Source organism: Adhaeribacter soli (assembly GCF_008727925.1).
In the GTDB taxonomy this organism is placed as follows: domain Bacteria; phylum Bacteroidota; class Bacteroidia; order Cytophagales; family Hymenobacteraceae; genus Adhaeribacter_A; species Adhaeribacter_A soli.
In genome coordinates, this window is sequence record NZ_VTWT01000003.1 from 275,877 (window position 1) to 296,642 (window position 20,766).

A 20,766-nucleotide genomic window follows, 5' to 3' on the forward strand; every position below is an offset into this window, starting at 1 on the left:
AAGATTTGAATGTTGGTTGTGTATGAATAGAATTGTACTTATTAAATTATTTTTTGTTTTATCCGTTCTCAATGCATTTGCTCAGGTGAAACCAAATTTGGGTACCATGGGTAATTTCACGGTGCTTGCCGGGAGCAGCATTACCAATACGGGTAACAGTATTATTTACGATAACGTTGGCATCTGGCCAGGCAATACGATCACCGGTTTTCCTCCGGGGTATATCAACGGTTCCCAGCACATAAACAATGCTACTTCCCAGAATGCCCATACCGATCTTACCATTGCCTACAACAATGTAGCCGCCCAGGCGCCTACCGTTAACCTTACCGGGCAGAACCTGGGAGGGCGCAACCTGACTGCCGGCGTTTACCGGTTCAACGGCAACGCCGATCTTACCGGCACCCTGACCCTGGACGGCAGCGGCAATGCCAATGCAGTTTTTATTTTCCAGGTGCTGGGAAATTTAACTACCAGCCCGAATGCTATCCTGAATATGCGCCAGGGAGCCCGTTCCCCCAATATTTTCTGGCAGGTTACCGGGTCAGTAAACATGGCAGCCGGAACCAATTTCAAAGGCACCGTAATGGCCGACCAAAATATAACCATGGGGAATGGCGCCATTTTACAGGGGCGCCTGTTAGCGCGCAACGGCTTTGTTTCCCTGGATAATAACCCGCTCACCATCCCGCCTCCGCGATTCAATTCTGATATTTCCATTGAAAAAACCGTTAATGCAGGCCCCTATTCCGTGGGCGACCTGATCACGTACAAAGTAGTAGTAAAGAACCTTGGCCCGAGTAACGAAACCAACCTGCTGGTAAACGATATCCTGCCGGCAAGCCTTACTTACAAAAGCTTCCAGACGAGTAACAAAACCACTTATAATCCTGCAACGGGATTCTGGTCCATCGATGTGCTCAATAACGGCGCTGCCGATACCTTAACCATTACGGCCACCATTATTGCTCCTAATTTTATCACCAACACCGCTACTGTTACCGGCGATGGAATCGATAATAATCAGTTGAACAATGCCTCTACGGTTACGATCTGTGCCCGGCCTGCAAAACCGACCGCTATCCTTGGCCCGGATGTGCTTTGTATCGGAGGAATCGGAAACACCTATTCAATCCCCGCTGTAGCTGGTGCCACCAGCTATACCTGGAGTGTGCCAAGTGGCTGGACCATCATGTCCGGGCAGAACACTACTTCCATTAATCTGTTGCCAGGTCCGGATACAGCCTCGGCCATCGTGTCGGTAATTGCTTCCAATGGCTGCGGCGAAAGTCTGCCAAGCATCAAAAAAATATTAGCGTTTCCTCCCCCGCCTGCAGATCTGCCGGCAATTACAGGTAATGCAGTGCCCTGCCAGTTCACAACCGGCAACGTTTACAGCATCCCCCAGCAATTAGCAGTTTCAAATTACACCTGGTCAGTGCCTGCCGGCTGGACCATTACTTCCGGCCAGGGAACGCCCAGCATTACCGTTACCGCTGGGGCAAGTGCCGGGGTAATCTCGGTAATTGCCTCCAATGATTGCGGAACAAGCAATCCTTCCAATCTGAACGTAGAACCGGCATCTGCCGCACCGGTAGCACCGGGGCAGATCAGTCCGCCATTTGCCGGAAACCCATGCGTAGGGCAGGTAAGTTTAACCTACTCTGTTCAGCCGGTACCCAAGGCCTCTTCCTATACCTGGACCGTGCCGGCTGGCTGGACCATTGTTTCCGGCCAGGGTACTCCCTCTATTGTAGTTACGGTGGGCAGTAATAATGGTACCATTTCTGTATTTGCTTCCAATGGTTGCGGCGACAGCCCGGTCAGCACCATGACCGTAGTGCCGGCAACCAACCCCCCTTTAACGGCTGGTCCTATTACCGGAGAATTTATTCCTTGTATCGGGCAAACCAACGTTACGTATTCCGTTCCGGCACAACCGGGAGTAACCACTTTTAACTGGACCGTGCCACATGACTGGACCATTGTTTCCGGCCAGGGCACTAATAGTATTAATGTTTCACTTGGGACGGCAGCCGGTACGGTAGATGTATCGGTTTCGAATGGCTGCGGAACCAGTTCGGCCAGTACGGCAGTGGTAACGCCCTCATCTACCGTGCCGCCAACTCCGGGCGTTATTGTAGGTAGCGCCGGTGGTGCCCCTTGTGCCGGGCGCGCGAATATGACCTATACGATTCTTCCGGTAAGCGCAGCCTCTACGTATACCTGGACAGTGCCAACCGGCTGGGCTATTACTGCAGGACAGGGTACGCCAACGATCACCGTAACGGCCGGCAATGCAGCCGGTTTAATTTCGGTGGTGGCGGCAAATGGCTGCGGCTCGAGCACGGCCAGTACGCTGGCGCTTACGCCTACTTCCACGCCGCCGCCGGCTCCGGTTTCTATTGCCGGGAACGCTATCCCTTGTGCCGGAAGTTTGAATAATGGTTACTCCATTGCTTTTGTAAACGGCGCTACCAGTTACATCTGGGCCGTGCCAACCGGCTGGACAATTACCTCCGGGCAGGGAACCACTTCTATTCAGGTAATTGCCGGCAATACGAACGGAAACATCAGTGTAATGGCCATGAACGATTGTGGCGTCAGTACGGCAACGCTGCTGCCGGTTACCGCTGCCAGTGCCGTTCCGGCTATGCCAGGCGCAATAACCGGTGGTTCGGATGTCTGCATTAATCAAAATGGGATTACATTTTCCATTCCGGTGGTTGCTAATGCTTCCGGTTATACCTGGAGCGTGCCAAGCGGCTGGACCATTATTTCCGGCCAGGGAACCCCTACTATTACTGTAAATACAGGAACGGCCGGCGGAACAATTTCGGTAGCGGCCACTAATGGTTGCGGCGGCGGCGCTCCCAGAACGTTTACCATTATTCCTAATGTAAACCCGCCGGTTGCACCGGGCGCAATTTCCGGGAATATTGTTCCCTGCACCGGTCAAAGCAACGTTACGTATTCCATTGCAGGTTTAACCGGCATATCGAATTATGCCTGGAGCGTGCCCGCCGGCTGGACGATTACTTCCGGACAAGGCACGACCAGCATTACCGTTACAACCGGCAATAACAGCGGGGCAGTTACTGTGCGCGGGGTAAACAGCTGCGGAAACGGTGCTATCAGCACGCTTGCCGTTACGCCTTCCAGCGCAGCAGCACCAGCGCCGGGAGCAATTGCCGGAAGCAGTGTGCCATGCATCGGACAAACCGGGGCAACTTACGCTGTAGCAGCTGTTGCCGGAGCATCTTCTTATAACTGGACCGTTCCAACCGGCTGGACGATTACTGCTGGTCAGGGCACGCCTTCTATAAACGTAACGGTTGGCACTACGGCCGGCACCGTTACGGTAACGGCGGCTAATGGCTGCGGTACGGGCGTGGCGAGCACGCTGGCGGCAACACCAACCTTCAGTAATCCGGCAACTCCCAGAAGCATTATTGGAAACAGCGTGCCTTGTACTTCGGGCGGAAATATCACCTACTCAGTACCGATTCAGGGAAATACGGCTGCTTTTACCTGGACCGTGCCAGCGGGCTGGCTAATTGTTTCCGGCCAGGGTAGCGGCAGCATAGTAGTAACTCCTGGAACAGCAGCGGGCAATATTGAGGTAGTTGCTTCCAATGGTTGCGGGGCAAGCGCACCTGCTATTTTGCCGGTTATGGTAACTACCAGCACTCCACCTGCGCCTGGTGCAATTACTGCGCCTTTCAGTGGCAGCCCGTGCGCCGGTCAGTCGGGCTTAACGTATTCTATTGCTCCCGTAACCGGGGCATCGGCTTATACCTGGACGGTACCGGCCGGCTGGACCATCGATTCAGGACAAGGAACTACCAGCATTACAGTTACTACCGGATCGGCAGCCGGAACGGTATCGGTAAGAGCGGAAAACGGCTGCGGCAGCAGCACGGCCAGTACCCTGTTCAGTACCCCTACTTCTTCTACTCCGATCACTTCAGGCATTATTTCCGGACCGGTGGCCCCTTGCGTGGGGAACACGGCTACCACTTATGCAACCGATGTCGTGATTGGTGCTACGGGCTACACCTGGACCGTACCAGCGGGCTGGTCCATTGACGTAGGACAGGGAACAACCAGCATTACTGTTACACCTGATGGCACTGCCGGGCAGGTTTCGGTAGTGGCTTCGAACGGTTGCGGCGCAGGAACAGCAACTACGCTAACAGTTACCCCAACCACCACCACGCCGGTAATTGTTGGCGGGGCTATAAATGGTAATGCCAATGTGTGCTCCAATGAAACAGGATTGGCTTATTTCATAAAACCAGTTGCCGGTGCCGAAAATTATTTCTGGACCGTGCCGGATGGCTGGCTGATTACTTCCGGGCAGGGCACCGATAGCATTACGGTGGAAGCTGGCAGTACAGATGGATATATTAAGGTAATAGTAGCCAACCAATGCGGAAACGGAACAGCAGACAGCCTGGCCGTAATCATCCGCTCATCGCTGACATTTACGGGGAAAATTCAAGATGAAAGCTCTCCGTGCAAAGGCCTGAAATATTCGGTAACGCCGGTGCCGGGAGCCACTTCTTACGATTGGGTGCTGCCTGCCGGCTGGAAGATCACTTCCGGGGTTGGCACGCCGGTTATTACCGTGGAGGCCGCTCCGGGAAGAGACACCATTTCGGTAACGGCTAAAAATGCCAGCTGTACAAGCGTTCCGGTAAGCGCCGTAGTCGATGCGAAAGCTCTGGCGGCTGACCTGGAGATCCCGAACGTGTTCTCGCCTAACGGCAACGACATAAACGAGCAGTGGGAAATCAAGAACCTGGAAAGCTACCCGGATAACGAACTGACGGTCATTAACCGGTGGGGTAATGAAGTGTACAAACAGAAAGGCTACCGTAATAGCTGGCAGGGCGGCAGCCTGAGCGGAGGTACTTATTACTACATCCTCCGGGTGAAACTGTGCAACAACGAAGAGAAAACCTTTAAAGGGTACGTGATGATCGTGCGCTAATTAGCGGATAATCGGAAAGAAAGATCAGGAGTGAAATTTTTATAAAAGAATGCGCCGTATAGTTATTTTTTTGGGGATTTGGATGGTGGCCGGAAGTGCGTTTGCGCAGCAAAGTGCCCAGTATACCCAGTACATTTTTAATGGGTTGGTAATTAACCCGGCATACGCCGGCAGTAAGGAAATGTGGAACCTGAGTGCGATCTACCGCGACCAGTGGGCCGGTCTGGAAGGAGCGCCAACCACGCAGACCTTCAGCGTTGATGGGACGGTTAAGAAAAACAAGATCGGGCTGGGGCTGCAGGCAATTAACGACCGCTTAGGCGCCCAGGGGCAGTTAAGCGTATTGGCCAGCGCCGCGATCCGTATGCCTTTAAGCGGAAAAAGTAAACTGAGTTTTGGTCTGGCTGGTGGCGCTACGCAGCATTCGCTCGATGGCACAGCCCTGAAAGCAACTGCCTCCAACGACCCGGATATCCCGAATTCGAAGATCACCGAAATTGTGCCATCCGTGAAGGCCGGTTTCTATTTTCATACCGACCGCCTTTACGTCGGCTTATCGGGCGCAGACCTGGTGCCGGTTAAAAATGAATTCGTGCTTACGCCGGAAAGGCATTATTTCCTGACTTCCGGTTATGTTTTTGACCTGGGGGAACACGTGAAATTCAAGCCCAGTTTTTTACTGAAAGAAGATTTTAACGGCCCTACCAACCTGGATCTGAATGCCTTTGTGCTGTTTGCCGAGCGGATCTGGATCGGGTCTTCTTACCGCACGGGGGTAAACCTTTTCAAGAAAACCGGAGCTGCTAAAAACGTGGACCTGGCAAACGCCTGGGCCGGCATTGCCGAAGTTTACCTCACGCCTAAGATCAAGCTCGGATATTCCTACGACGTAACCCTGACCGGTTTGAGCAGCTACCCGAGCCATGAATTTTCCCTGGGGTATTACATCCTGAAAAAAGAAGGAACCAGTTTACTTTCACCCCGCTATTTCTAATTACCGAAGCTTTAAAGATGAAACTAAGAGCACTTTTTTTACCTTCTGCCCTACTGTTTTGTATTGGCTTCGCACAGCCCGTTTTGGGCCAGGCCGATCTGAAAACTGCCAACCGCCTGTACGAGGAAATGGCTTTTGCCCAGGCAACCGAAGCTTATAAAAAAGTATTGGACAAAGCCGAGCCTACCTTGGAGGTAACCCAGCGTATTGCGCACAGTTACCGGCAAATGAACAACAGCAAGGAAGCTGAATTCTGGTATGCCCAAGTGCTGGCTTTCCCGGAGGCTGCCAGCGTAAACCTGTTTTATTATGCCGAAGCTGCCCGCCGCAACGGGAATTATGCCAAAGCCAAACAACTCTACCTGCAATACGGGGCTCAGGTGCAGGCCGAAGCCGCGCTGGCTCATAAAATGGCAGCTGCCTGCGATGAAGCCATGCACTGGCTGAAGAACCCGAAAAGCATCGAACTGAAGAAAGAATCCATTAATTCGGGCAATTCAGATTTTGGTACGGTCTTTTATAAAAATGGCATCGTCTTTTCTTCCGACCGGGAGAACCCGAAGAAAGGTGCCCAGCAGGAAGTTTATGCCTGGAACGGAAGGCCCTATCTGCAGCTTTATTACGTAGAAAAGGGCAAAGACAAGAACTGGGGACAGCCGGTGGCCATGCCTGAAGAACTGAATACCACGTATCACAACGCCTCGCCTACTTTTTCGAAGGATGGGAATACGGTTTTCTTCACGCGGGTAAACAAAGAACAGTTCCGCCAGCGCAAAGCCAACACCGACCCGACCAGCTGGATAGAACACCCGAAGAAAAATGACCTGGTCAGCCGCCTGGAAATTTACAGCTCCGAGTTTAAGAACGGAAAATGGACCAAACCGAAAGCCTTTGCCTACAACAAAGCCCGGGAATATTCGGTGGGCCATCCGGCGCTTTCTCCCGACGGACAGGTACTGTACTTTGCTTCCGATATGCCAGGAGGCTTAGGGGAAACCGATCTGTACTATTGCCTGAAAATGCGTGATGGCAGTTGGGGCAAGCCGGTAAATTGCGGCGCTACGGTAAATACCGCCGGCCGTGAAGCTTTCCCGGCCGTAGCTGCTGACGGTACGCTTTATTTTTCCTCCGATGGTCACGTAGGAATGGGCGGGTTGGATCTGTTTTCGGCCAAAGGAGAAAAAGAGAACTGGAAAGAAGTGGCAAACCTGCAGGCCCCGCTGAATTCCGGCAACGATGATTTCGGAATTATCTTCGAGCCTAACGGCGAGAACGGGTATTTGTCTTCGAACCGCGACAGTGAGAACGGCACCGATAATATTTATTCCTTTAAGCCTTACCGGATTCCGTGCACGCTGGAAGGTCGCACAGTAGAACAGGCCGTAGCTAAGCATAACCAGGACCCGCCGAAACCGGTAAGCAACGTAAGGTTAAAACTTTACCATCCGAACGATACGGCTGCTATTGTGGCTTATTCCGATGCTGACGGAAGATTCAGTTTCAATATTGAGCAGGGCATAAAATATACCATAAAAGGCATTAAGAGTGGTTACCTGACCAAGTCAGCTGAGGTAACCCCGGACTGCAAAAGCGTGCTCGATATGATCAAGCTGAACATGACACTGAACAAGAACGTGGTGAACAATTCTTACATCGTAGAGAATATTTATTATGACGTCGACAAGCACGAGATCCGGCCGGATGCGGCCAAAGAACTGGATAAACTGGCGGTAATGCTGCGGGATAACCCGGAAGTTAAGATCGAACTGAGTTCGCATACCGATAGCCGGCAAACCAACGGCTATAACCAAATGCTTTCCCAGTTACGGGCCGATGCCGCCGTGGAGTACATTATTTCTCAGGGAATTGACAAAAAACGCATTACAGCCAAGGGCTACGGCGAGTCGAAGCTGCTGAACCGCTGTAAGGACGGTGTGAAATGTTCTGAACAGGAGCATCAGCTGAACCGGAGAACCGAATTCAAATTGATCCGGTAAAGCATTTTCGCTGGAAAAACTTTTACTTATTTTATTTGTAGTAAGCCTGCGTTTATTTAAGCGCAGGCTTATTTTTTCATAATAAATTCATAATTAATGAATATCCTTAATGGAAAATTAGATAAATATTAAAAATAAATATAGGGTCATTTATATTTATCTTGTCTTTTGTTTAAATACTTTGCAAAATTTGCACATATTTGTGGTGTTAAGTTTTGTGTACTGATACCTGCTTTATCTTCTTTTAGTTAGCTGTTTAAAGTTCAATGTTTTTTGATTCATAATTGATTCATGGGTAAGAATATATTCCTGTCTTTGTTCTTTTTGCTGCTTGCCGGCTATATTCCAGGCGTAGCCATGCCGCTCTTAACCGGCACAGAAAAGGGGGCGCTTTTTCCCGGTAAAAAAAATACTGCCCAAAGGGCTACAGGTTCAGGGAAGAAAGTTTTATCCGGAAATCAAAAAAAAGGCTCTGTCGGCCCGGACCTACGCATAAAAAAAACGGCAAATAAGTTCTTTTACGATTTTGGCGAAAGCGTAACTTTTACGATTAAAGTATATAACGAAGGAACAACACTGGAGCGAAACGTTTTTGTGGAAGATGCCCTTCCTACGGGCTTAAGCTATTTAGGTGCCAGTCCGGGTTATGATAGGGCAGCAGAAAGATGGATAATCAACGCCCTCGCCATTGGTGATTCCGCCACGTTTACAATCTTTGCACGAACTACCAAAGGTGGTCAGATAACAAACGTGGCTTATGCGAATTTAGACGGGTCTATTGATGCCACGCCTGCTAATAACAGTTCTCCTGCCACGATCTGCGTGCGGCCGCCTGATCCAGGCATTATAAAAGGGCCATTGAATCTGTGCATAAAAGATAGTAGTACGTATTCGGTTACCAATGTTCCCGGCGTAGGCTTTACCTGGTTTGTTCCCCCTACGTGGACGATCATATCCGGACAGGGAAGTAATGCCATTCTGTTAAAACCAGGAAACGATACCTTAACGGCTTATGTGTATGTAAGAGGAAGCACCACTTGTGGTACCAGTACTTTAGACTCCTTAAAGGTTATTGCCACCAGAAAGCCGGATAGTTTGTCGGTAATAACCGGCGATACGGTGGTGTGTGAAAATGCGATAGGAAAGGTTTATTCGGTAACTGAAAATTCGAACGTTGAAGATTATACCTGGAAAGTGCCGGCCGGGTGGGTAATTACTGCCGGGCAGGGAACGCATGCTATTACGGTAAATACCAGTGCCACCGGCGGGGTAATTTCGGTGGAAGGCGCGAACATCTGTGGCTTGAGTCCCAAGAGCGAACTTCCTGTAAAGTCGGTGAAATTGCCGCTTACGCTTGGTAATATTATTCCGCCTTTTGCCGGCGATCCCTGCGTGGGGCAGGATAGCCTGGTTTATACTGTACTTGCCGCAACCGATGTGACCCAATACAACTGGACGGTACCAACTGGTTGGACGATAGTTTCCGGGCAGGGTACTGATAGTATTACCGTATTTGCAGGCACAACGGGCGGTTTGATTTCGGTGGTGGGCGAGAATAACTGTGGCGAAGGCCCGGTAAGCAGTTTGCAGGTAACGCCAGCCACCAAAGCGCCCGACCAACCGGCTGTAATTTCCGGCGATATTTTTCCTTGTATTAATCAAACGGGTGTAATCTACAGCGTTGCGGCCCAGGCCGGCGTAAATAAATATAACTGGACGGTCCCGGGTGACTGGACAATTGTGGCAGGCCAGAATACGAACCAGATTACGGTAAATGTAGGCAGCCTTGCCGATTCCATAAAGGTTACGGCTGCTAACGGATGCGGAACCAGTATAACCAGTGCGCTTGCCGTAACTCCGCAAACAGGCGTGCCGCCTGCTCCGGTTGCAATCATAACCGGTCCGGGCGGTAGTCCGTGCGTTGGCCAAGTGAATTTTGTGTACTCCGTGGCTGCCGTAGGCGGCGCTTCCGGGTATACCTGGTCACTGCCTAATGGCTGGACCATTGCATCAGGACAGGGAACAAATGCCATTACCGTTTTGGCTGGTAGTAACGGAGGGCTTGTTTCCGTGACAGCCGATAATGGTTGCGGCTCCAGCCCTGCCGTATCGGTTCCGGTGCTGCCGGTCGCCTCGCCACCTGCCGCTCCGATAGCCATTTTGGGCGACCCGGTGCCTTGCGTAGGCAATACCAATAATATTTACAGCGTGCCGGTAATTCCCGGCGCCGTTAGCTATACCTGGACCGTACCTGCCAGCTGGACCATAAATGCCGGTCAAGGAAAAGACAGTATAGATGTTACTCCGGGTACTACCGGCGGCGTGATTTCTGTAATTGCGGAAAACAGCTGCGGAAGCAGTACTGCGATAAGCATGGTGGTAAACAGTGCTACGGCCGAACCGGCCAGGCCGGGAGCCATTAACGGAAATGCCAATGTTTGCCTGAACCAGAACGGCCTTACGTATTCAGTAGCAGCAGTGCCCTTTGCTTCGGCCTATTACTGGACCGTACCGCAGGGCTGGACCATAAACTCCGGGCAGGGAACCAACTCAATTTCTGTTCGGAATATCACATCGGGAGGCACTATTTCAGTAACTGCCGTAAATGGCTGTGGTTCCAGCCTCGATACTACCTTAACGGTTACCATGAGTACCGTTGCCCCTGGCCCGGCCAAACCTATAACCGGAAGCATTAATCCTTGTATCGGGCAGACCTCCGCTGTTTATTCTACCCAGCCGGTGCAGGGCGCTTCCAGCTATAACTGGACCGTGCCGAACGGCTGGCAGATCATTTCCGGGCGGGGTACCGACAATATAACCGTTACTATAGGAGCTCAAAGCGGAAACGTTTCGGTAGCGCCGGTAAACGGCTGTGGAAGCGGCGCTTTCAGCACCCTGGTGGTTACGCCATCGAACAGGACCGTGCCGGTGGTAGGGCCTGTTTCCGGGAGCGGAGTGCCTTGTATCGGTCAAACCAAGGTGAAGTACCAGGTTGCCGCTATTCCGGGTGTCAGCGTTTATAACTGGATCTTACCGCAGGGTTGGATCATAACCAAAGGTTCTGGCACTAACAGCATTGAAGTTGAGGTAGGCAATACTTCCGGGCAGGTAGAGGTTACCGCGGCTAATAATTGCGGCACCAGTTTACCAGTGAATATTCCTGTAAATCCTGCATCCAGCGCACCGGATTCTTCGGGCAGGATCTCCGGTCTGGCGGGGCCTTGTCTGGGAAGAACTATTACGTATGTAACCTCTGGCGCAAGCCGAACCGATACCTATACCTGGACCGTGCCGCCGGGCTGGAACATTTTGTCCGGTCAGGGGAATGATACGGTAACCGTGAGGGCGGGCAGCGCGGCTGGTAACATTACCGTAATTGCTTCGAACGGTTGCGGAGCGGCCCCCGCTGCCACCTTTGCCGTAACGCCGAATACCACGCCGCCGGTGCTAACCGGTTTGATCTCGGGCCGTGACCGGGTTTGTGAAGGCGAGGAAGATTTAACGTATTCCATTGCCAGCGTTTCCGGCGCGAGTTCTTATAATTGGACGGTGCCTAATAGCTGGCAGATCATCTCCGGGCAGGGCACTACCAGCATTGTGGTAAAGGCCGGCGATACGAACGGGAATATAATGGTAGATGCCTTAAATGATTGCGGCCGGAGCGCTACAGTTATTTTTGTGGTGAACGTGAGAACGCTGCCGGTAATTACCGGGAAGATGAAAATTGAAAACCTGACCTGTACCTCCCGCAGCTATTCGGTTACGCCGGTTGCAGAAGCTACCAGTTATTTCTGGACCGTACCGAAAGGCTGGGCCATAACCAAAGGACAGGGAACGCCGGCCATTCAGGTAACGGTTTCAGCCGACACCGGTTCGGTGGCCGTAGCTGTGCAGAACGATGGCTGTTCCGGCAAACCCCTGAAACTGAAAGTAAGCGGCGATATTACCCTGGATGTACCAAATGCCTTCTCCCCGAATAACGATGGCATAAACGATGTGTGGGAAATTCCGGAACTGGATAACTACCCCGATAATGAGGTTACGGTAATAAATCGCTGGGGAAATGAAGTTTTCCGTACGAAGAATTACCAGCAGAACTGGAACGGGAAAGACCTGGCGGCCGGCACCTACTATTATATACTGCGGGTGAAGCTTTGTAACGAGGTAGAGAAAACCTTTAAAGGGTTTGTAATGATTGCACGCTAAACTTTAAAGGAAGATGAATTTACGAGGAATGCGACAGATATTGCTTATTTTTTGCCTCTGGCTGGCTGCCGGTGCGGTCTATGCCCAACAAAGTGCCCAGTACACCCAGTACATTTTCAACGGGTTGATTATTAATCCGGCTTATGCGGGTACCAAAGAGATCTTAAATGCCAATGCCATGTACCGGAGCCAGTGGGCCGGCCTGGAAGGTGCGCCTACCACCCAGACCTTTGCGGCAGACGGGGCGCTTAAAAACAACCGGCTTGGCGTGGGGCTTCAGGTTGTGAACGATAAAGTAGGCGCTCAGGGAAGGTTGAATATTCTGGCCAGCGGGTCGGTGCATTTGCCGGTAAGTTATGAAGGCCGGCTAAGTTTCGGCCTGGCCGGCGGCGTAAGCCAGTATTCCATAGACGGCAGCATGCTGAAAACGGTAAACCCCAACGATCCGGCCATTCCGAATTCGAAGTTCTCCTCCCTCTTGCCCGATGCCCAGGCAGGAGTTTATTTCCATACCGAACAGTTTTATGCCGGTTTTTCCGGAGCGAATTTAATTGGCGCTAAAAGCGATTACGTGCTTACGCCGGAACGGCATTATTTTTTAACTTCCGGCTATGTTTTTAACCTGGGAAGCATGGTGAAGTTTAAACCGAGCTTTTTGCTGAAAAGTGATTTTAAAGCGCCTACCAACCTGGATCTGAATACCTTTGTGCTGTTTGCCGAACGCCTTTGGCTCGGAGCCTCGTACCGCACGGGCGTACACCTGCTGCCGGAAGCCTCTCTGGACAAAGACCTGGGAATGAAGAATGCCGTGGCGGGTATCGTGGAGCTTTACCTTACGAAGAAGATCAAGATCGGGTATGCGCATGATTTTACCCTGACCGGCCTGAGCGAATATGCCAGCCACGAATTTTCCCTGGGATATTATTTCCTTAAAAAAGATGATAGCCGGATGCTTACACCCCGCTACTTCTAACCTGATCGCTTTTTCTGCCTGCATCTTCCCATGAAACTGAAACCGCTTTTTTTATTTTTTACCCTACTGTTTTGCCTGCTCGGCAGCCAGCCTGGCCGGGCGCAGCTTCCGCTGAAAGCAGCCAACCGCCTGTACGAGGAAATGAAATATCCCCAGGCAATTGCCGCCTATAAAAAGCTGCTCGACGAAAAGGAGCCTTCTCTGGAAGTGCTGGAAGGTTTAGGGAACAGCTACCGGCAAATGAACAACAACAAGGAAGCCGAGTTCTGGTATGCCCAGACCATGAATTTCCCGAAGGTGAGCGTCGAAACCCAGTACAATTACGCCGAGGCGTTGCGACGGAACGAAAAATACGAACGCGCCAAAGAAGTATTTCAGCAGGTACTGGATAAAGATAAAACCAAAGCCGAACAGGTAAACCAGCTGATTACGGCTTGTGACCAGGCTTTGGCGTGGCAGGCCAATCCCAAAAGAATAGACATCAAAAAGGAGCATTTCAATTCCGAGAATTCCGATTTTAGCCCGGTTTTCTATAAAAAAGGCCTGGTGTTTTCCTCTGACCGCGACCGGAAAACCAAAATGGGCATGTATAGCTGGACGGGAAAACCTTACCTGCAACTCTACACCATTCAGCAGGATTCTACCGGAAACTGGAGCGCACCGGCGGCTTTGCCAAACCGGATAAACTCATCCTTTCATAATGCGGCAGCCACATTTTCGGCCTCCGGCGATACCATTTTCTTTACCCGTACCAACAAAGAGCCGGTGCGCCGCCGCAACGGCAACTCCGACCCTACGAGCTGGCAACCCGTTCCGGCCAAAGACCAGTTCCTGAACCGGCTGGAGATCTTCACTTCTGAATTTAAAGGCGATGCCTGGACTGCCGCCAAACCGTTTGCATATAATAACCACAAAGAATATTCGGTGGGGCACCCGGCGCTTTCTCCGGATGGCAAGCTGCTTTATTTTGTTTCGGATATGCCGGGCGGAAAAGGCCAGACCGATCTGTATTTCTGTGAACGGCAGGCCAATGGTTCCTGGAGCAAACCGGTTAATTGCGGGCCAACCGTAAATACTCCGGGTAAAGAAACATTTCCGGTAGTAGCAGCCGATGGCACTTTATACTTTTCTTCCGACGGACATGTAGGAATGGGCGGTTTGGATTTGTTTTCGGTGCAGGGTTCCCGCGACCAGTGGAATGAAGTAAAAAATATGGAGCCGCCATTTAATTCCGGAGCCGATGATTTCGGGATCGTTTTTGAACCGGGTACTGAAAAAGGATATTTCTCTTCGAACCGCAACAGCGAAACCGGGGTAGATAATATTTACAGCTTTAAGCCGGAACAACTGCCCTGTAAGCTCGATGGCCGGGTTATGGAGCAGCCGGTGGCGCAGCAATTGCAGGCCAAACCCAAACCTATTGCCGGAGTAATGCTTCGCCTTTATAAACCCGGCGATTCCATTCCTCAAACCACCTATTCCGACGCCGATGGTAACTTTACCTTCCCGATTACCGCTGGCATTGAATATACCATTAAGGGTGTGAAGTCGGGTTATTTAACCAAATCCTCTACCATTACGCCGGATTGCAAATCGGTGGTGGATATGATCAAAATCGATATGGCCATGAACAAGAATAAGATGAATTACTCTTACGTGGTGGAGAACATTTACTACGACCTGGACAAATTCGACATCCGGCCGGACGCAGCCAAAGAACTGGATAAAATGGTAGTGATGCTGAAAGACAACCCGAACATTAAGATAGAACTGAGTTCGCATACCGACAGCCGCCAGACGCAAGGGTATAATAAATTGCTGTCGCAGTTGCGCGCCGAGGCCGCCGTGAAATACATGATCCTGCAGGGGATCGATGCCCGCAGATTGAAAGCAAAAGGCTACGGCGAAACCAAACTCCGGAATCGTTGCAAAGACAACGTACAATGCTCGGAAGAAGAACACCAGCTTAACCGGAGAACCGAATTTAAGCTGATCCGGTAGCGGGTTTTTCAACCGAAAAGGCTACAGTTTTAGACAGAAAAAGTGCCCTAGATTATGAGCCTGTGCTGAAAGGCGCAGGCTCTTCTTGTTCCATTTCATTTCTGATTTATCATAGCCTGTTATCAACCTAGGGCATATCCACCTCTTTAATAACCAACATCACCTCGGTCTGTGCCCCCACAGACCGAAGCAGAGGCCTGAAAAATTAGCAATGGTTTTGTTATCTAAACTATGAAAGAGGCAAGAAATTCCGCCATTTCCGGGCAAAGCGTTTATTATGCATTAATGAGCAGGTAGCTTTTTAACTTTTAACTGCAGTGCTTCGGTCTGTGAGGGCGCAGACCGAGGTGAAAGGACAGCAACTAATCATAGCAGGTTTTTTCAACACTGCTAAGTCGGAATTTCTTCTTCAAATTCATCACGTTACCCATAGTTACCATCAGATTTTAACCAACTCTATAAAGCTTGCTTTATGGGAATTCATTGCCGTCTGCTTTAGCTGACGGAAAGCAGGATGTTTCATTAGAAGGCTTTAGCCAAACGATTCATTTGCAGAAAACATTTAGACTAAAGCCATGAATAAAGTTTGCCTGAAGTCCGTCAGCTAAAGCAGACGGCAATGAATTTCTAAGTTAAAGGCAGGCTTTGATGGAAGAAAAAAAACACGCTCTATCCATTCAATAAAATAAGAAGAACCCAGGGCCTTACTCCCGGAAATTTATCTCCGTATTATCCCCGATGTTCAGGCTATGGCTTAAACCTTTCAGGCTGGAATCGTTACCGATGATGGAATCGTGCATGACCGTATCGTGCAGTTCGCTGTATTCGCCGATAATGGAATCGCGAAGAATGGTATAGTCGATTACCGTATGCTGACCAATGGCTACGTTCGGGCCGATCACGGAATTGGAAATGCTGCAGTTCTTTCCGATGCTTACCGGCGGAATGATGATGGTATTGGGGAATTCGGGATAATGGGAGTTTTGAAATTCCGGGCGGTTCAGCAACACGGCGTTGGTGTGCAACAAGGTTTCTTTGCGGCCGCAATCGTACCAATGGTCCACCTCGCAGGTCGTGATTTTTTCGCCGTTCCGGATCAGGTCCATTAACGCATCAGTCAGGTGGTACTCGTTCTGGGTTTTAATGCCTTCCTGCACAAGGTACTCCAGGCTTTGGGCCAGCTTTTCCGGGTGCATCAGTTTATACAAGCCTACCAGCGCAAAGTTCGATTTCGGGATGCGCGGCTTTTCAATAACCTTGGTAATAAAGGAATCTTCGCCTATTTCAGTTACGCCGAAAAGGCTTGGCTGATCCACTTTTTTTACGCACAGCACCGAATGGGGCGAAGCCAGGATCTTTTCCAGGTCTACGTCCACAATGGCGTCGCCGAGCATGATCATGATGCTGTCTTCGTGGCGGAAATTCTCGCGGGCTACCCATAGGGCATGACCAAGGCCTTCGCGCGGTTCCTGAATCACGAATTCGGCGTGCAGTTGCGGGTAATTCTTCTTTACGTAGGCTTCAATTTTATTTCCCAGGTACCCGATAATAAAGACAAAATCCTGGATGCCGGCGTGTAAAAGCTTTTCGATGATGTGGCCCAGAATGGTATTCCCCGCCACCGGAATCAGCGACTTGGGTTGGGTGTGGGTGTGCGGGCGCAGCTTGGTGCCAATGCCGGCAACCGGAATTACAGCCTTCATACGTGCAGCATTTTAAGGCAAGGTAAGCATTTTAAGCATTCGGTAACCGGAAGCCGGCAGGTTTTACACATTCTTTACATTGCCTTGAGTTGTAGAAGCTTGTGCGGGTATTGGCTTTGCATTTCCGGCCAGAAAGTATACTTGCAAAGCATTGTTTTGGTTTTGCCGGAAAACTGTAAGCAAATTAATGCGTAGCTATGCGAGGCAGAAACCCGTTGGCCGAAACGCTATATTTTTGCCTTAAAAACCCCGGGTTTCTTTATATTGCCGGTTCTTACAATTTACATCACTTACAAACACTATGAAAAAATTATTGCTTTACTTTTTTGGTCTGGTAGTGCTGCTTTCGCAGACTTCCTGTGGTTACAACGAAATGGTGGCAAAGGATGAAAATGTGGCTGCTAAATGGGCGCAGGTACAAAACGCTTACCAGCGCCGCGCCGACCTGGTGCCGAACCTGGTGAATACCGTAAAAGGGGCCGCCAATTTCGAAAAAGAAACCCTGACTCAGGTAATCGAAGCGCGTTCCAAAGCCACCAGCATTCAGTTAAGCCCCGACCAGCTTACGCCGGAAAATATGCAGAAATTCCAGGAAGCCCAGGGACAGTTAAGCGGCGCCTTGTCGCGGTTAATGGTTACGGTGGAAAGATACCCGGAACTGAAAGCAAACCAGAACTTCCTGGAATTGCAGGCCCAGCTGGAAGGTACCGAAAACCGCATTTCCGTGGAACGCATGAAATACAACGAAGCCGTACAGGACTACAACACCTACGTGCGTTCGTTCCCGCGCAACATCATTGCCGGCTGGTTCGATTTCGAGCGTAAAACCCCATTCGCCGCCGATCCAAACGCCCAGCGCGCCCCAAGCGTACAATTTTAAATTGAATGATTAATGATTAATGATTAATGATTAATAACTCTGTCAAAAGAATGTTAACTGCTAGGAACCCTATAATCTTTGATCTGAAAAGCCTTGTTGGGATTTCGGTTAAAACGAATTATTAATCATTATTCATTAAACATTAATCATTAGAAGAAAAACATGCGCGACATCATTACCGAAGACCAGGAAAAGGAGATAATTGAAGCCATTGAGCAGGCCGAAGCCAATACGTCCGGCGAGATCCGCGTGCACATCGAGAACAAGTGCCAGATAGACCCGCTGGACCGGGCTGTGGAGGTTTTTGCGGCCCTGCACATGCACCAGACCAAATTGCGGAACGGCGTGCTGTTTTACGTAGCCCTGAAAAGCCACAAGTTTGCCGTGATCGGCGATGCGGGCATAAACGCGGTGGTGCCTCCTAATTTCTGGGACGATATAAAAACCAACGTGCTGGCGGCTTTCAAGAATGGCGATTACGGGAAAGGCCTTTCGAAAGGAATTTTAATGGCCGGGGAGCATTTGCGCACTTTCTTCCCCTTCGATGCCCAGACGGATACGAACGAACTGAAGAACGATATTTCCTTCGGCAAAGACGAAGACCATTAACCGGTTTGCTGGTTTAAACGCCCGGCTCTGCCTTTTTAATTGCTGCTTTGCCTGCCGGTCTCCGGCGGCGGAAACGCTATAATTTCTTTATGAAAAAGTACTTTCTTTTAATCTGTTTCAGTTTCCTGACCTTTCTGGCTTTCGCCCAGGAGGCTTCGGATATTCCGCCGCGCCCCAATCCGCCGCGGCTGGTAAACGACCTGGCCGATATGTTGCGCCCGGAAGAAGAACAGGCCCTGGAACAGAAACTGGTAAACTACAACGATACTACTTCTACCCAGATCGCTATTGTAACCATTACTTCTTTGGGGCCTTATGAAATTGCTTCCTATGCTTACCGGATCGGCGAAACCTGGGGCATTGGCGGCAAAGGTAAGAACAACGGCATTCTGATACTGGTATCGAAAAACGAGCGGAAAGTAAACATTTCTACCGGTTATGGCCTGGAGCACGTAGTGCCCGATGCCTATGCCAAACGCATCATCGAGCAGATCATTAAACCAGCTTTCCGGCAAAACGATTTTTACGGCGGCCTCAACAGCGCTACCGATCAGCTCATACTCCTGGCCAGTGGCGAGTACCAGGCCGAACCTAAAAATTACCAGGACGGCGGCGATTCGCCTTTACTTTTCTGGCTCATTATTGGTTTGCTGGCCCTGTTTATTATCTCCCGTATTTTCCGGGGCGGTGGTGGCCGGAGGGGCGGCGGCATGCGCACGCTCATGAACCCATACGGTGGCTTTGGTACCTTCGGCGATTTTTCGGGCGGTCGTGGCCCGTTTGGTGGAGGCGGCTTTGGTGGTGGTGGTGGAGGTTTCGGCGGTTTTGGCGGCGGCAGCTTCGGCGGCGGCGGCGCCAGCGGCGACTGGTAACCCTATACCCGTAAGCCTGATCAAGCATTCTTTAAAAACACCTGTCAGACCAGCAGGTGTTTTTTTATGCCCGGCAGTTATGCCGGAATCCAGGAATCAGCGGCTTTGGTTTACTTATGCTGAAAAAGCGGAAGAGCTTAAAACTTCTTTGCCCTGCTGTGGTTATCAGTTTATGTTTTTAACCGGTGAGCCTGGCAATGTAAAGGAACGAACCCTGGAGCAGCTTGCCGGAACTTTCAGCTTGTATTAATGTAAATCTTCGCCTATGAAAAAGCACCATTTTTCAGTTCTTTTTGCGCTTGGTATAATCTTATTGCTGCTGGCATATTCCTGCTCCGATTCCAAAGGACCAAATAAAGACTACGGCCAAACAAGCGCTACCGAAGAAAATAAACCACAATTAGCCGGAGAGGAAGCCACAACCTTAAGTCCGGAAGAGCTCAGAACCAAAGGCGAGCATTTAGTAGCCTCGGTAGGTTGCGACGACTGCCATTCTCCCAAGAAGCTGGGCGGCCCCATACCCGAAGTGGACAAAGATTTGCGCCTTTCCGGCCACCCGGCCAATATGAAACTTGCTCCCTATAATCAGGAAGCCCTGAAAAACGGCTATGTACTGGCTAACCCGCATTTTACCGCCTGGATCGGCCCCTGGGGCATTTCCTACGCCTCTAATTTAACCCCCGACAAAGAAACCGGCATCGGGAACTGGCAGGAAGAACAATTTACACGCGCTCTTAAAGAAGGGAAATACCACGGCCTGGAAAATTCCCGCACGCTGCTGCCGCCCATGCCTTGGCCTAATTATAAGAACTTTACCGACGAAGAACTCCGCGCCATTTTTACCTACCTGAAATCCATAAAGCCGGTTAAGAATGTGGTGCCAGCTTCCGAACCAAAGGGGGCTTGAGGGTTTGGGGACAGACCTCACCCCAGCCCTCTCCTAAAAACAGGAGAGGGAGCTTTTTGTCTGAATCAGGATTTTCAGGATTATAGAATTTTCAGGACAATTGTCTGAAATCAGAATTTGCAGAATTATGAAATTAGCAGAATTTCCCTTTAAAGCTGATTTTACACATATCGCCAGCGCAGCGTCGCGCGAGCCTACAATATCTGATTTTACATCTGAAGAGAAGAGTCAGATCGGAGGAATGCTGATCCCAGTTTTTGTGAGAGCGGCCTCCTATTCATACGGTGCCGGAGGCAGGCCGCTAGGCCAGTTTGAATAGAAGACGCGAACGCAAAAACGAAGCCACCCGGCTTGAGGGAGAAAGCTAATTAGGAGTTAAAAGTTAAAAGTTTAGAGTTGAATCTAATAGAAAGCAATATTGTCAGAACAAGATTTTAAAGATTAAAAGGATATTCAGGATTTAATTTCTAAAAAAACTGAAGTCGAGTTTTGTAATTTTTCCTACACAACTGCCTTAAATTACAGGCTAAACCAATTCCAGAAGTATCTTAATCGCAACAAGCCAACAAGGCTTTTCATTACCAACAGGAATGAAAAAGAAAAAGACTCAAAGAATATCCAACTAAAG

Annotated in this window: 12 protein-coding genes; 11 read left to right on the forward strand and 1 reads right to left on the reverse strand. The window is 50.2% G+C overall.

All coding sequences use genetic code 11. From position 1 onward, the window contains the following. The first annotated feature begins 106 nt into the window (after positions 1 to 106). The 6 genes from F0P94_RS07340 to F0P94_RS07365 all read left to right on the forward strand — a co-directional run bounded on the left by F0P94_RS07340 (position 107) and on the right by F0P94_RS07365 (position 15,167). Positions 107 to 4,996, forward strand: coding sequence for an ice-binding family protein (locus F0P94_RS07340; RefSeq protein ID WP_191906961.1), 4,890 nt, complete (start codon positions 107 to 109; stop codon positions 4,994 to 4,996). Between the two features lie 49 nt (positions 4,997 to 5,045). Continuing rightward, on the forward strand, positions 5,046 to 5,990 hold the full coding sequence (locus F0P94_RS07345; RefSeq protein WP_150903229.1) for a PorP/SprF family type IX secretion system membrane protein: 945 nt from the start codon (positions 5,046 to 5,048) through the stop codon (positions 5,988 to 5,990). A 17-nt stretch (positions 5,991 to 6,007) separates the two neighbouring features. Beyond that, the gene (locus tag F0P94_RS07350) at positions 6,008 to 7,987 is read left to right on the forward strand and encodes an OmpA family protein (RefSeq protein ID WP_225307145.1); all 1,980 of its coding nucleotides are present in this window, start codon (positions 6,008 to 6,010) and stop codon (positions 7,985 to 7,987) included. Positions 7,988 to 8,278: 291 nt separating this feature from the next. After that, complete coding sequence (locus F0P94_RS07355) at positions 8,279 to 12,193, forward strand: T9SS type B sorting domain-containing protein (RefSeq protein WP_150903230.1); 3,915 nt, start codon at positions 8,279 to 8,281, stop codon at positions 12,191 to 12,193. A 13-nt stretch (positions 12,194 to 12,206) separates the two neighbouring features. Beyond that, positions 12,207 to 13,166, forward strand: coding sequence for a PorP/SprF family type IX secretion system membrane protein (locus tag F0P94_RS07360; protein WP_225307146.1), 960 nt, complete (start codon positions 12,207 to 12,209; stop codon positions 13,164 to 13,166). Between the two features lie 30 nt (positions 13,167 to 13,196). Then, positions 13,197 to 15,167 carry an OmpA family protein gene (locus F0P94_RS07365; protein ID WP_225307147.1) on the forward strand — a complete coding sequence of 657 codons (1,971 nt, stop codon included), beginning with the start codon at positions 13,197 to 13,199 and terminating at the stop codon, positions 15,165 to 15,167. 704 nt (positions 15,168 to 15,871) lie between these two features. Here the strand turns inward: F0P94_RS07365 and F0P94_RS07370 are convergent. After that, on the reverse strand, positions 15,872 to 16,870 hold the full coding sequence (locus F0P94_RS07370; RefSeq protein WP_150903231.1) for a sugar phosphate nucleotidyltransferase: 999 nt from the start codon (positions 16,868 to 16,870) through the stop codon (positions 15,872 to 15,874). A gap of 301 nt (positions 16,871 to 17,171) precedes the next feature. Between F0P94_RS07370 and F0P94_RS07375 the strand changes: the two genes are divergently transcribed. The 5 genes from F0P94_RS07375 (at position 17,172) to F0P94_RS07395 (ending at position 20,457) form a co-directional block, all read left to right on the forward strand. Then, on the forward strand, positions 17,172 to 17,750 hold the full coding sequence (locus F0P94_RS07375; RefSeq protein WP_150903232.1) for a LemA family protein: 579 nt from the start codon (positions 17,172 to 17,174) through the stop codon (positions 17,748 to 17,750). Between the two features lie 162 nt (positions 17,751 to 17,912). Beyond that, complete coding sequence (locus F0P94_RS07380) at positions 17,913 to 18,359, forward strand: TPM domain-containing protein (protein ID WP_150903233.1); 447 nt, start codon at positions 17,913 to 17,915, stop codon at positions 18,357 to 18,359. Between the two features lie 89 nt (positions 18,360 to 18,448). After that, positions 18,449 to 19,231 (forward strand): TPM domain-containing protein, encoded by a 783-nt coding sequence (locus F0P94_RS07385; RefSeq protein ID WP_150903234.1) that lies wholly within the window; start codon positions 18,449 to 18,451, stop codon positions 19,229 to 19,231. A 265-nt stretch (positions 19,232 to 19,496) separates the two neighbouring features. Continuing rightward, the gene (locus F0P94_RS07390; RefSeq protein ID WP_150903235.1) at positions 19,497 to 20,138 is read left to right on the forward strand and encodes a c-type cytochrome; all 642 of its coding nucleotides are present in this window, start codon (positions 19,497 to 19,499) and stop codon (positions 20,136 to 20,138) included. 127 nt (positions 20,139 to 20,265) lie between these two features. Next, positions 20,266 to 20,457: a hypothetical protein gene (locus tag F0P94_RS07395; RefSeq protein ID WP_150903236.1), complete on the forward strand. Its 192-nt coding sequence runs from the start codon at positions 20,266 to 20,268 to the stop codon at positions 20,455 to 20,457. Positions 20,458 to 20,766: the final 309 nt, after the last annotated feature.

Excerpts from the sequence above, each read along its gene's own strand:
- F0P94_RS07355 (WP_150903230.1), top strand. The coding sequence starts at position 8,279 with ATGGGTAAGAATATATTCCTGTCTTTGTTCTTTTTGCTGCTTGCCGGC.
- F0P94_RS07385 (WP_150903234.1), top strand. The coding sequence starts at position 18,449 with ATGAAAAAGTACTTTCTTTTAATCTGTTTCAGTTTCCTGACCTTTCTG.
- F0P94_RS07375 (WP_150903232.1), top strand. The coding sequence starts at position 17,172 with ATGAAAAAATTATTGCTTTACTTTTTTGGTCTGGTAGTGCTGCTTTCG.
- F0P94_RS07395 (WP_150903236.1), top strand. The coding sequence starts at position 20,266 with ATGAAATTAGCAGAATTTCCCTTTAAAGCTGATTTTACACATATCGCC.
- F0P94_RS07390 (WP_150903235.1), top strand. The coding sequence starts at position 19,497 with ATGAAAAAGCACCATTTTTCAGTTCTTTTTGCGCTTGGTATAATCTTA.
- F0P94_RS07350 (WP_225307145.1), top strand. The coding sequence starts at position 6,008 with ATGAAACTAAGAGCACTTTTTTTACCTTCTGCCCTACTGTTTTGTATT.
- F0P94_RS07340 (WP_191906961.1), top strand. The coding sequence starts at position 107 with ATGGGTAATTTCACGGTGCTTGCCGGGAGCAGCATTACCAATACGGGT.
- F0P94_RS07365 (WP_225307147.1), top strand. The coding sequence starts at position 13,197 with ATGAAACTGAAACCGCTTTTTTTATTTTTTACCCTACTGTTTTGCCTG.
- F0P94_RS07380 (WP_150903233.1), top strand. The coding sequence starts at position 17,913 with ATGCGCGACATCATTACCGAAGACCAGGAAAAGGAGATAATTGAAGCC.
- F0P94_RS07370 (WP_150903231.1), bottom strand. The coding sequence starts at position 16,870 with ATGAAGGCTGTAATTCCGGTTGCCGGCATTGGCACCAAGCTGCGCCCG.
- F0P94_RS07345 (WP_150903229.1), top strand. The coding sequence starts at position 5,046 with ATGCGCCGTATAGTTATTTTTTTGGGGATTTGGATGGTGGCCGGAAGT.
- F0P94_RS07360 (WP_225307146.1), top strand. The coding sequence starts at position 12,207 with ATGAATTTACGAGGAATGCGACAGATATTGCTTATTTTTTGCCTCTGG.